General features: G+C 66.9%; 12 protein-coding genes. 6 read left to right on the top strand and 6 right to left on the bottom strand.

Annotated features, from left to right (window positions below):
• Positions 1–35 precede the first annotated feature (35 nt).
• The gene (locus JJ691_RS51215; RefSeq protein ID WP_211766572.1) at positions 36–479 is read right to left on the bottom strand and encodes a nitroreductase family deazaflavin-dependent oxidoreductase; all 444 of its coding nucleotides are present in this window, start codon (positions 477–479) and stop codon (positions 36–38) included.
• Positions 480–893: 414 nt separating this feature from the next.
• On the opposite strand from JJ691_RS51215, the gene JJ691_RS51210 reads away from it, so the two are divergent.
• The gene (locus JJ691_RS51210; protein ID WP_249227578.1) at positions 894–1199 is read left to right on the top strand and encodes a helix-turn-helix domain-containing protein; all 306 of its coding nucleotides are present in this window, start codon (positions 894–896) and stop codon (positions 1197–1199) included.
• Here the strand turns inward: JJ691_RS51210 and JJ691_RS51205 are convergent.
• A complete protein-coding gene (locus JJ691_RS51205) occupies positions 1167–2813 on the bottom strand; it encodes an IS1182 family transposase (RefSeq protein WP_211766571.1) in 1647 nt (548 codons plus the stop codon). The genes JJ691_RS51210 and JJ691_RS51205 overlap by 33 nt on opposite strands.
• A gap of 179 nt (positions 2814–2992) precedes the next feature.
• Between JJ691_RS51205 and JJ691_RS51200 the strand changes: the two genes are divergently transcribed.
• The 3 genes from JJ691_RS51200 (at position 2993) to JJ691_RS51190 (ending at position 5139) form a co-directional block, all read left to right on the top strand.
• Positions 2993–3763 (top strand): IS630 family transposase, encoded by a 771-nt coding sequence (locus tag JJ691_RS51200; protein WP_306291388.1) that lies wholly within the window; start codon positions 2993–2995, stop codon positions 3761–3763.
• Between the two features lie 23 nt (positions 3764–3786).
• Complete coding sequence (locus JJ691_RS51195; RefSeq protein WP_211766570.1) at positions 3787–3954, top strand: winged helix-turn-helix transcriptional regulator; 168 nt, start codon at positions 3787–3789, stop codon at positions 3952–3954.
• Positions 3955–4266: 312 nt separating this feature from the next.
• Positions 4267–5139: an IS5 family transposase gene (locus JJ691_RS51190; RefSeq protein WP_211766569.1), complete on the top strand. Its 873-nt coding sequence runs from the start codon at positions 4267–4269 to the stop codon at positions 5137–5139.
• Positions 5140–5619: 480 nt separating this feature from the next.
• Here the strand turns inward: JJ691_RS51190 and JJ691_RS51185 are convergent, their stop codons facing one another.
• Both JJ691_RS51185 and JJ691_RS51180 read right to left on the bottom strand, forming a co-directional pair.
• Positions 5620–7068 (bottom strand): DHA2 family efflux MFS transporter permease subunit, encoded by a 1449-nt coding sequence (locus JJ691_RS51185; RefSeq protein ID WP_211766568.1) that lies wholly within the window; start codon positions 7066–7068, stop codon positions 5620–5622.
• Between the two features lie 320 nt (positions 7069–7388).
• Positions 7389–8243 carry an SMP-30/gluconolactonase/LRE family protein gene (locus JJ691_RS51180; RefSeq protein WP_211766567.1) on the bottom strand — a complete coding sequence of 285 codons (855 nt, stop codon included), beginning with the start codon at positions 8241–8243 and terminating at the stop codon, positions 7389–7391.
• A 293-nt stretch (positions 8244–8536) separates the two neighbouring features.
• Between JJ691_RS51180 and JJ691_RS51175 the strand changes: the two genes are divergently transcribed.
• Positions 8537–9040: a winged helix-turn-helix transcriptional regulator gene (locus tag JJ691_RS51175; RefSeq protein WP_211766566.1), complete on the top strand. Its 504-nt coding sequence runs from the start codon at positions 8537–8539 to the stop codon at positions 9038–9040.
• Between the two features lie 123 nt (positions 9041–9163).
• Here the strand turns inward: JJ691_RS51175 and JJ691_RS51170 are convergent, their stop codons facing one another.
• A complete protein-coding gene (locus JJ691_RS51170; protein WP_211766565.1) occupies positions 9164–9658 on the bottom strand; it encodes a winged helix-turn-helix transcriptional regulator in 495 nt (164 codons plus the stop codon).
• 83 nt (positions 9659–9741) lie between these two features.
• On the opposite strand from JJ691_RS51170, the gene JJ691_RS51165 reads away from it, so the two are divergent.
• Positions 9742–10443 carry an SDR family oxidoreductase gene (locus tag JJ691_RS51165; RefSeq protein ID WP_211766564.1) on the top strand — a complete coding sequence of 234 codons (702 nt, stop codon included), beginning with the start codon at positions 9742–9744 and terminating at the stop codon, positions 10441–10443.
• 243 nt (positions 10444–10686) lie between these two features.
• Here the strand turns inward: JJ691_RS51165 and JJ691_RS51160 are convergent, their stop codons facing one another.
• On the bottom strand, positions 10687–12132 hold the full coding sequence (locus JJ691_RS51160; protein ID WP_211766563.1) for an aldehyde dehydrogenase: 1446 nt from the start codon (positions 12130–12132) through the stop codon (positions 10687–10689).
• Positions 12133–12249 lie beyond the last annotated feature (117 nt).

Below are 12249 nucleotides of genomic sequence, written 5' to 3'. Positions count from 1 at the left end.
CGCCGACCCGCAGACCGGCACGCCGCCGGTGGTGCCTATCCGTCGCGCCGGGAGAGCACGAACACCGGGATGACCCGATCGGTCAGGGTCTTGTACACGTCATAGTCGGGCCACGTCTCGACCGCCCGCTTCCACCACAGCTCGCGCTCGTCACCCTCGGTCTCCCGCGCGGTGTAGTCGTGCTGCTCGACGCCGTCCTGCAGCTCGACGTGCGGTTGCTTGCGCAGGTTGTGGACCCAGACGGGGTGCTTGGGCGCACCGCCCATCGATCCGAGGACCGCGTACTCCCCGTCGTGCTCGACCCGCATCAACGCGGACTTGCGCAGCTTGCCGGTCTTGGCTCCGACCGACGTGAGGACAATGATCGGCCGGCCGCGGAGCTCGGTCGCCTCGGTGCCGCCACTCGCCACGAACTCCCTTACCTGCTTATGTGCCCAGTGGTCGGACATGACGGGCTCGTAGTCGCCGGTCAGGGGCATGAGGGGCCTTCCTTTCGGGGTTGCCGGTTTCCGCTGGCGCTTCGACAGTTGCTAGCCAGCCGCCTGGTGCGGTCGCCGGAGATTGCGCCGAGCGTCACTTGACCGCGGCGAGGTGGCGGCCGAGGCCGCGGTTGGCGCCGGTGAATAGGGCAATGCTGGTTGTGATGTCCATGGGGACCTCCAGAGAGGGCTGAGTTTGGTACACAAATCTAGCTCAATCTGGATAGGGTTTGTCAACTCAGCTACCGTGTGGCGACATCACGCCCCGGCCAGGCCGGTCTGATCTGCTCGGTCGCGCGCAGCCTGGAAGTGGTCGGTGCGCGCTAGTGGCTCGACTCGGAACCTCGACCCAGTAATTGATCTTCGCCGCCGGTAGGCGAGGCTGGTCCCGCAGGCCGACTGTGGGAGGTGGTTGTGGCTCGTCGACCCGAGGTGTTCGTCCGGGCACTGTCGATGGAGGAAGGCCGCAAGCTGCAGCGGGTGACCCGGACCGCGAAGGACCCGGTGAAGATGCGGCGGGCGATCGTGGTGTTGATGTCCGGTCAGGGCCAGGCCGTCCGGGACATCACCTCGTTGCTGCAGGTCAGCCCTGACTACGTGCGCGATGTGATCCACGCGTTCAACGAGCGGGGGTTCGACGCGCTGGACCCAAAATGGACACCGTTGGCGAACTCGAGTCTGCCGACGTCAGCCGGTGGGGCGCAGGGCGGCGAAGTGTGATGTTCGGGTAGCAGCGAACGGGATGTCCTGCCACCACGCGTTGAGTCGGTGCAGGTTGATCCCGGCCGCGGTCAGCAGGTGCTGCAAACCAGTCTTGGCCAGGCCGTGATAGCGGGAGCGCCGCAGGCCGAAGCTGCGGACGGCTTGGGCGACCGTGCCTTCGACGCCAGCGCGGTGCTGGTAGCGCTGCTGCCACTGCTCGGTCTGCTGCATAGTGCGCGCCTGTTGCAGCACATCGTGTTGAGCGCGATGCCGCAAGGTCAGCCGACGGCCGGCACTGGAGCGGGTGCATCGGTCACGGACCGGACAGGGTCGGCAAGCCGAGACCGGAAACCGCACCCGGACAACGGGAACACCGTCCTGGGACTGGTCGGCGTTCCACGATGTCGCGGTCTTGCCAGTCGGGCAGGTCACCCGTTGGCTGTCCCAGTCGACGCTGAACTGGTCCAGGGTGAATCCATTCTCGACGCCGACCTGCCAGGCGCTGTCGGGCTTGGCCGGTCCCAGCAGTTCGATGTCGTACTTCTCCCGCGCGGTGACCAGGTGTTCGGCGTCGATGTAGCCGGCGTCGACCAGATGCACCTGCGGCAACAGCTCCCGTTCGGCCAGCCTGGTGTGGATCGCCTCGGTGACGGCCATGTCCGGGACCGGGGCGGGCGTGGTGGTCACGTGGGTGATCAGGTGTGGGGCGTCAGGCTCGCAGGTCTCGGTGAGATGGATCTTGTAGCCGTTCCACGAGGCGGCGCGTTTGGTGCCGGTTCGGGCCTGCGGGTCATACGGCGAGCAGTAGCGGATCCCCGCTGGTGGCAGGTCTTTCTTGTCCCGCCAACGAATCTGTCCGTCGACGACGTGATACTGCTGCACCCAGACTTGGCGCAGCAACTCCACCGCCGCAAGCTCCCGCAACCACACAGGAGCTGTGGGCGCGGCGACCGCCGATAGCACCACCATGCCGTCGGTGCCGACCTGGTCGGCGTGGGCCGTGCGGGCTGCCCATCGGCTGGGAAACCGGGTGTCTTCCGAGCGGGCGCTGTAGCGGTCGAACCACTCCGGTTCGGCCAAGCTAGCCAGCCAGTGCGGTGCGGCAGCGGCGAGCGCGTTCAACGCCGAGCGCAGCGTCTCGGTGACGAATTGCAGCCGGTTGAGGTCCCGCACCACCGCAAGCACGTGGGTCGAGTCGGTGCGCTGGCGGCCGCCGGCAGACAGCAGCCCTGCCCGGGCAGCGGCGTCGACCACGGCGTCCAGCACCCGCTGCTGCATCCCGCCGGCAATCAAGCGGGCGCGGAACTCGCTGAGCACCGAGTAGTCGAAGCCCTGGTCAGCTAACTCCAGGCCCAGGGCGTATTTCCAGTCGATCCGGGCCCGGACCGCATGGGCGGCCTGGCGATCGGACAGACCCTCGGCGAACTGCAGCACCGACACCAGCGCCAACAGCGCTGGCGAGAGGCCTGGCTGATCGCGGCGCGGGAACGCGTCGGTGAAGTCGGTATCGGCGAAGACCGATCCCAACACGTCCCGCGCTCGCATCGCCAGACACCCCTCGGGGAACACCATCCGGGCAACGCGAGCCGTTTCATCTGGAATCACGTCCCAGCTGCGCGGACGCAACGACACCCCGACCTCCACTGACCATCATGTCCTCCGTGATGAACGTGATCATCTAGGATGCGGTAGTGCCGTCCGCATTCGCCAACGGTGTCCAAAATGGAACGGGGGACGCCCGAAGACGATCGGTGAGCAGATCCGCCAGCGGATCTGTCTGATCGCCCGGACGTCCCCCCGCCGACTGGGGCATCACCGCGTTCGCGACCTGGTCGCTCGCGAAGCTGCGCGAGCACCTGCTCGACCGGGGCACGGTGGTGGCCATCTCGAAGGAGACCCTGCGGCGGATCCTGCGCGCCGGCGGTGTGTCGTGGCAGACCACGACCACGTGGATGGCATCGGCGGACCCGGACTTCATCGCCAAGATGCACCGGATCCTGGACCTCTACGACCATCCACCCGTCGACGGGCGGGTGGTGTGCGTCGACGAGTTCGGGCCACTGAACCTGCAGCCACGCAAGGGAAAGGCGTGGCGACCGCGCCGGAAGCCGCTGCGGCAGCGCGCGACCTACAACCGCTACGAGGGCGTGAAGCACATGCTGGCCGCGCTGGACCTGGCCACCGGCAAGATCTTCTATCGGATCCGGGACCATAAACGCCACCGCGAGTTCCTCGACCTGCTCACGGCCCTGCGCGCCCGCTGGCCTGGGGAGAAGCTGTACGTCATCGCGGACAACTTCTCCCCACACCGCCACCCGAAGGTCCGTGCGTGGTGCGCCGCCAACCAGGTCGAGCTGGTGTTCCTGCCGACCTACGGGTCGTGGTTGAACTGGATCGAGGCCGAGTTCGCCGCGCTGCGCTACTTCGCCCTCAACGGGACCGACCACCGCAGCCACGCCGACCAGAACGCGGCGATCGCCGCCTACGTCCGCTGGCGCAACGCACGCGCCCAGGCCAAGACCGGGTTCGCCGCTGACTCACCGATCCGGACCTGGACGCATTACCCGACCAAGGTTGCGTGACAAGCCACTAGACCTTGCTGATCATGCGCGATGCACTGTCCGGCGTGACGCGCTTCGCCGAGTCCCGGGATTCTCTCCGCATCGCGCCGGACATGCTGTCCGATCGGCTGAGCACGCTGGTCGAGCACGGTGTGATGACCAGGCAGCCCTACCAGGAGCTCGCAGCCGGACGCGGTTCAGCTACCACGTGACCCCGGCCGGACGTGAACTGTTGATCGTGATCAGCGCGCTGCAGCAGTGACGTGACATATATCTGCCACGTGAGGACGGCCTCGCCATGCAACGGCGTAGCCGTATCGACAACAGCCCGCTGCATGTCGGGTTCATCAACGCACACGGAAACGAGGTCAACCTCGATGATGTCGACCTCGTGAAGTCCGCGGCTTATTTGGTGGACTCGATTGTTCCACCACGTTTAGTTCGCTGAACGCGTACGCATGTCAGAAGGTGTTTGAGATCCTGGCCGCTCCCAAGTGCCACTGACCTTCGGCAAAGTTGATCAGATGGCACGCCGGCGGCGGTATCCATCAGACCTGACCGACGCCGAGTGGGCAGTGGTGGAGCCCCTGTTACCGCCACCGACGGCGCATCCCCGAGGCGGACGCCGGGAGAAGCACCTGCGCCGGGACATCGTGGACGCGATCTTGTACGTGGTCCGGTCGGGCTGCTCCTGGCGGCAACTGCCGGTCGACTTCCCGCCCTGGGAGACCGTGTACTGGTACTTCACCCGGTGGGAACAGCAACGCCTGACCTTCCGCCTGCTCGACGCCCTCCGGGCGCGGGTCCGCACCGACGCCGGCCGCGATCCCGACCCGAGTGCCGGGCTGATGGACTCCCAGACCGTCAAGGGCGCCGACACCGTCGGCGCGGACACCCGTGGCTATGACGCGGGCAAGAAACTCAACGGTCGCAAGCGGTTCATCGTCACCGACACCCTCGGGCTGTTGTTGGCCGTGGTGGTGCTGCCGGCGTGGGTGCAGGACCGGGACGGCGCCAAGCGTCTGCTGCTGGAGTTGCACCACCGCCAGCACCCGCTGCTGTCGATCACCCGCCGCCGGACCCGGTACCTGTTCGCCGACGCCGGCTTCGCCGGGGCCTTGGTGGACTGGGCCCGTACCACGCTGCGCACCACCATCGAGATCGTCCGCAAACCACCTGGTCAGAGGGGGTTCTCGGTCATCCCGCGCAGGTGGGTGGTGGAACGCACGCTGGCGTGGCTGACCAGCTACCGGCGGCTGGCACGAGACTACGAACGCCATCCCGCCACGTCCGAGGCCTTCATCCGGTGGGCCTCGATCTCGACCATGACCCGCCGCCTCGCCCGCCGCGCACCAGCCACCCGCCCAGGACGCCGTCACTTCGGCATTGCTACCTGAAGATCTCAAACCTCCTTCTGAGTGGACGCTCGGCCCGCCGGAGTGGACCACGCACACCGGTCCCGTGCCGGTGACCTCGAAAGCCTGCCGCACGCCACCGATGTCGATGACGTGCTCTCCCTGTTCCAAGCTCATGGCCAGCCTTCCTGTTTGTCGTTCCGTTCAGGATTTTATGAGATCCGTCCGATGTGGACATCGTAGTTCGGAAGCGCTGTCCAGGTCGCTACGTCAAACTGCCCACTAGTGGCCGCCGCCCTCGCGACGTCCATCGCCGTTCTGCCTTTGCTGCTCGGGTGGCTGGGCGTGGGGGATTCATGGTGATCGTCGGACTGAACGGGCTATGCCAGTTGTGCTCGGTGGCCTGGCGTGAAAACCCTCGGTGATCGGCCTCGTTGGGAAGGTGGTCGAACCGGCTACTAGGTAGCCGAGGGGCACTCGGCAACAACGTGCGAAAGAACATGGAAATCACTTCGGACTTGCCTAAATTGCACCTCGGCTAGTTGTCGTCGAAATGTGGGATTTACTTTCGCCGCGAACCTTCGGGGTCATCGCAGGTGCCATTGCAGCAGCGAGCACACCAACTGCCGCCAGTGTCCACCAGGCGGGCTGAAAAACGGAGAGCGCGGCACCATAAGTGGCCGGATTGCCGACGATCGCGACGAAGATACTGATGCCCAGCACGGTGCCGAGTTGGCGACTCATATTGACGACGGCGCTTCCAGTGGCCGATTCGGCCGGCGGCAGGTCGACGGTCGCCGACGATAGGATCGCGGGTAGCGCGAGCCCAACGCCGGCGCCACCGAACAGCAGGTTCGGCAGTAGTGACGTAGTGTAGTTCGGATCGGCGGTGATGGTCAGCGAGGTGTAGAAGCAACCGATGCTAAACATCAGACTTCCCGCCGCAACTAGGTAGCCGACCGGAACTCGGCGAGTGAACCGGTGGGCGATCACAGTGAACAGCGGCACCATCGCCGGTCCAGGCGCGACGGCGAAGCCGGTTTTGATCGCCGAGTAGTGCCAGACTTGCTGCAGCCACAGGATGTTGGATAACAGAGACGCGGCGAAGGGCACCGAGAACAGCAGGGCGGTCACGTTTGACCAGGTGAATGTGCGCACCTTCAGCAGGGCTAGGTTGATCACCGGTGCCGGATGGCGGGCCGAACTGATCAGGAATCCACTGAGCGCGACAAGCGTGATCACCCAAGCGGTGTAGATCCGTGGATCGGTCCAGCCCCAGTCGGCTCCCTGCACGAGCCCCAGCGTCAGCGCCCCGACGGCGACAATCAGCAGGATCGCCCCGAGCGCGTCGGGCAGCCGCTTCGCGGATTCGTTACGTGACAGCGGCACGATCAGCGCGGTTGCGATGATCGCCGCCACCCCGACCGGAACGTTGACCAGGAACACCCATCGCCAGGACGCCTCGACGAGCAGGCCGCCGACGACCGGACCCAGCGCGGCCGCGAAAGCCCCACTCGCCGCCCAGATGCGGACCGACCGGACGCGATGTTGCGCCGGGGCGGTTTCGATGACCAATCCGAGGCTTGACGGTGTTAGTAGGGCGGCGCCGATGGATTGGATAACCCTGAAAGCCACCAGCCACCAGACGCTGTACGTTGCCGCACAGGCGGCACTGGCCGCGGTGAACAGCCCCAGGCCCACTATGAATACGACCTTGCGGCCGAGCCGGTCGGCAATCCATCCAGCAGGGACCAACAGTGCCGCGTAAATGATTGTGTACGCGTTCAGAATCCACGACAGGTCGGACAGTCGCATGCCGCCGAAGTCACGACCAATGTCCTCGAATGCCACGTTGACGATGAACACATCCAGGCTCGCCATGAACGCTGCGAGAGAGAGGACAAGAAGGACCACATGCGGGTTGCGCTTGGGACGCGAAGTCACCCCTCGGTCCTGACTTTGGAAATCCATAGCCAGCACTATACGAGCTGGGTATGTCTAACACAAGTCAGGTCGGATGTGGACGTGCGGCCGACGAACCCGTGACGCTCAAGGATCTGACCAAGTGGCGCGCCCCGGAAGTGGCGGACACGCTTGCCGGGCCGACGAAACGGTAGCCGCCGCGGCACGCGTGCGGGTGGCCTGACAGCCGCCAGGCCACTCGCACGGCGCCGCTGCCAAGAACCGGCGGACGCGCCCTGCGCGAGTGCCGCCGCAGCCAGTCACCTTCGCGCCGCGCAGGCCGGGCGCGAGTGTGGCGGTCACCGCGCCCGAACATCCATCAGGAAGTGTCAGGCGAGCTTGATGGAAATGATGCGCCCCTCACGGGCAGCCTTGCGGGGCACCTCATGAAAATCCGGGGCAGCACAAGCAAACAAGGTTCCTTCGCCCAGCACGCAGGCGAACACCCCCGTCCCCGGGCTGATCTCGTCAATGACGACGCCGTCGGTCAGGTGGAGCAGGCGGTTGCCCCCGGCGTCGGCGACCCAGAGGCCGCCCTTGGAGTCGAGGCAGGACCCGTCAGCGGCGACGACAACCTGCGTGAGGAGCTCGCCGAAATCGCGGCCCGAGGGCAACGGCCCGAAAGACGCCCAGACGCGCCGGTTGACGAGGTCCCCGGACGGGGTGAGGTCGAAGGCGGTCACACGGTTGCCGAAGGTCTCGTTGACCAGCAGCACGCCGTCCGGGGTGATCACACTGCCGTTGGGGAACCGCAGGTCGGATGCGACCTCCACCACAGTTCCGTCCGGGTCGACTCGGTGGAGCGACGTTGGGGCGAAGTCCGCGCCGGCCGTCATGTCGAAGCCGAAGTTGCCGACATAGGCACGCCCGGACGGGTCGACCACCATGTCGTTGAGGTTGCCGGTCGCATGCCGACCCAGGTCCGCGTGGACAGCCAGTGTGCCGTCGGGCTCGCGGCGGAGGATCTTCCGGTCGCGCATGGAGACGACCAAGAGCCGCCCGTCCGGAAGCCATCCCAGCCCGGACGGCTGTTGAGGCACCAAGGCCTCGACGCGGAGGTCGGCGCCGGACGGCAGGACCGAAGCCACCTGACCGCTGAAGAAGTCGGAAAACCAGAGGCGTCCATCGCGCCAGCGGGGAGCCTCGGCGAAATGCAGGCCGTCGATAACGGTGGTGGTTGTCATGTTCAACGGGTACCACGGGCAGGCGGTGGATCTCGCCAGGAAGTGAGCTACCCCTCCCTGACTTGACCAAACAGAAGTTAGCACACTACGGTACTAGGAGTGAGCTGGACGGCCGCTGCCGACCGTCGAGCCGTCCCTCACGCCGACAGCTTGAGCTCGCCGCCTTACGACTGGCCCGACGCTGGCGGCGATCACCGCGGCCGCCGCACCGGTGCTCAGTCGCGCATCGATGCAAGCTGGTTGCCGCCGCACCTCTGGCTATATTGGGAGGAAGCCAGGCGACCGGAGGCACGATGAACGACTTCTTCAGGCTGGCACCACCGCTGTCCGATCGGGATAGCTGGACGGCGGCGGACTGGTGCCCCATGGAGCGGGCGCTCGACCTGATCGGCACTCGTTCGGCGATGACGTTGCTGCGTGAGGTCTTCTACGGCGCAGCGCGGTTTGACGATCTCGCCCGCCGAGCCGGAGTGACCCCGGCGGTCGCATCTCAGCGCCTGCGCCAGCTCGTCGATAGCGGCCTGCTGGAACGCCGGCCGTATCAGGTGCCGGGCCAACGGACCCGATACGAGTACGCCGTCACAGAACGCGGACTGGAGGTTTTCCCGATCATCGCGGCGCTCACGCGCCTTGGGGACCGACTGCCGCGTGAGTCCGAGAAGATGGTTGCGCTAAGCCATGCGGGCTGCGGCGAGCGGGTCGTGACCGAGGTACGCTGCGCTGCCGGCCATGCCGTGACGCCCGCGGACACGGTGGTGTCGATCCTGCAGCCCGCTCCGGACGCTCAAGAAGGCTGATTCGTCGACATGCCTAAACCGGCGGGTTCGGCACCCGATGTTGTTGGACCGTCGAGGCAAGAACCTGCCGGCGACTGGCCGGAACCTCGAGCCAAATAGTGACGCCGGCAACCGGACAACAGGTCAATCGGCCGGTGGGCGCGCAGGAGGTGATCCCAGCGGATGCGCAGCGGTCTTGACGAAGTCGACATTATCGATGCCAACTTCGTTCCCGTGCGCGTTGATGAATCCGACGTGCAGCGGGCTGTTGTCGAGGCGGCTGCGTCGTTGCATGGAGGGCCCCTCCTTGCGTGGTAGGTGTATGTCACCCCACTGCTGCAGCGCGCCGATCACGGTCACCAGCTCGCGTCCGGCCGGGGTCGGGTGATAGCCGAATCGTGCCCGGCTGCCGTGCTCCTGATAGGGCTGCTTGGTCAAGACGCCGTGCTTGACCAGCGTGTTCAGCCGCTCGGACAGCACATCCGGGGCGATGCCGAGCACGTCGCGAAACTCCGCGAAGCGGGTTTTGCCGGACAGCGCCTCGCGCATGATCAACAGGGTCCAGCGTGGACCGACCACTTCCAGGCTGCGCGCGATCGAACAGATCAAGTTGGCCAGGTCGGTGCGTGATGTCGCCATAAGGACAGGATATCTGAGTTGACATAACCTACTCAGGCACGGTTGGGTAGGTTTTACCAATCCAGTCTTCTTGGAGGTCCGACATGGACATCGCGACCAGCACCGCCCTGGTCACCGGTGCCAACCGCGGCCTCGGCCGTGCCCTCGCCGCCGAACTGCTCAGCCGCGGCGCCAAGGTCTACGCCGCGGCGCGCAACCCAGACAGCGTCGACCTGCCCGGCGCGGTCCCGCTCGCGCTGGACATCACCGACCCGGCCTCCGTCGCAGCCGCGGCCAAGGCGACCGGCGATGTCACTCTGCTGATCAACAACGCCGGCATCTCCACCAGCACGCCGCTGCTTACCGGCGAACTGGCCAAGATCCAGCTGGAGATGAACACCCACTATTTCGGCACCCTTGACGTGATCCGTGCGTTCGTGCCGCAGATCGAGGCGCGCGGCGGTGGGGCCGTCTTCAACGTGCTGTCTGTGCTGTCGTGGTGCGCCGCTGATTCCTCCACGGGCGCCTACTCTGCGGCCAAGGGCGCGGAGTGGCAGCTGACCAACGCACTGCGGCTGGAGCTCGCGCCCCGCGGAATTCGGGTCAGCGGTCTGCATGTCGGCTACATCGACACCGAAATGGCCGCGCATGTCACCGCCCCCAAGGCGAACCCGGCCGACATCGCCAAGCTGACGGTGGAGGGCATCGCGGCTGACGACTACGAGGTCATCGCGGACGACCTCACCCGGAAGATCAGGGCCGGGCTCTCGGTCGGTGTCGGCGCGATCTACCCGAACCTGGTGTGATCGACGGACCCGGGTCGGACGGCACGTACGCGCAGGTGAAAAAGTGGGAGATGCTCGCGTTCCGGAGAGGTCACGGCGAACGGCGCGGAGTTCCCCGGCCGGACCGAGCAGACGCCCACGGAATTCCGGGCCGGCGGCGTCTGAACGACAACGACGGCTCACGGCCGCCTGCCTGGTCTGTCCATTGTGGTCCGCCACCGGACCGGGCCGGCCGTCCGCAGGAAGGGGGCGGCCGGCGGCGGTTCACAGCTGGTAGATCGACTTCGTTCGTTGGAAGGCCGCGAGTCCGTCCGGGCCCAGCTCGCGGCCGATCCCGCTGTTCTTGACGCCGCCGAAGGGCGCCCCGAGATCGGGCAGGTAGCCGTTCACGCCGACGCTGCCGGTGCGGATTCGCCGGGCGACGGACAGACCCCGGTCGGGTGATGCTGTCCAGACGGTTCCGGCGAGGCCATAGTCGGAGTCGTTGGCCAACGCCACGGCGTGGTCCTCGTCCTCGTACTCGGTGATCGTGAGCACCGGCCCGAAAACATCGTCACGAGCGATGTCCCAGCGGTTGTCGACGTCGGCGAGCACGGTCGGCTGGAAGTACCACCCCTCATCCAGCTCCGGGGGACGCCCGGCCCCAGCGACCAGGCGGGCGCCGTCCGCGATTCCCTTCGCCACCGCGGCCTCTACCTCCGCGCGATGCCGTTCCGTCACGAGCGGGCCGATCTGGGTGGCGGGGTCCAGGGGGTCGCCGACGGTGAGCGAACCCGCGAACGCGGCAATGGTGTCGATGACCTCTCGATAGCGGCTGCGCGGGGCCAGGATGCGGGTCGAGAGGAAACAGGTCTGGCCGTTGTTGATCAGCATCGCCCCGAACAGCGCCTGGCCGGCGCGGCTCAGGTCGAGGTCGGCGTCGTCGAGGATGACGGCGGCGGAGCGGCCGCCGAGCTCCAGGGTCACGGGCCGTACCAGTGGACCGCAGATCTGGGCGATCCGCTTTCCGATCGCGGTGGAGCCGGTGAAGGCCACCATGTCCACGCCGGGATGGCCGACGAGGTAGGCGCTCGTGTCGGCCTCGGCTGAGACCACGTTCAGCACACCGCGCGGAAGACCGGCCTCCAGCGACGACTCGGCCACCGCCTTGGCGTCGAGCGCCGTTTCCGGAGCGGGTTTCAGCACGACGGTGCAGCCCGCTGCGAGCGCCGGAGCGTACTTCTGGGCGGCCAGGGTCTGGGGAAAGTTCCACGGTGAGATCGCCGCGACAACGCCCGCCGGCTCGCGGTGGACCCGGGTCGTGCCGGCGAACATCCCGGGCCGGCTGGTCTCGACCGGCTGCTCGCGGACCAGGCCGGCGTAGTACCGCAGCATGGCGCCGGGAAATCCTCCCTCGATCTGGCTGGACACCGAGATCGGCATGCCGTTCTGCTCGCTCACGAGCCGCACCGTCTGCTCGGCCCGCTTCTCCAGGGCGTCGGCCAGTCGGTCGAGACACTCCGCGCGCTCCTCGGGCGCCCACGCGGACCAGCCGGTCGGATTGTCGAAGGCCCGGCGGGCGGCCGCCACTGCCCGGTCGACGTCGTCGGGTGTCGCGGAGACCGCCGAGCCGAGCGGCCGACCGGTCCGTGCCGAACGCACGGTGATCGTCGCGTCGCCGGACGGAGCCGCCCAGCGGCCGTCGATGAACAGGGATGCACTGGTCGCCATTGCCCACTCTCCCTTGCGGAACGGTTCGGTTCGTGCGGGACTATCCGGCACCGCCGCGGCCTGATCCAGGCGTCGGTCCACTGGGCGGTGTGCAATCCGAGCGGTCCACTGCGCGGA

The sequence above is a fragment of the Kutzneria sp. CA-103260 genome (assembly GCF_018263855.1).
In the GTDB taxonomy this organism is placed as follows: Bacteria; Actinomycetota; Actinomycetes; order Mycobacteriales; family Pseudonocardiaceae; genus Kutzneria.
This window is presented reverse-complemented; position numbering and strand designations above follow the sequence as displayed.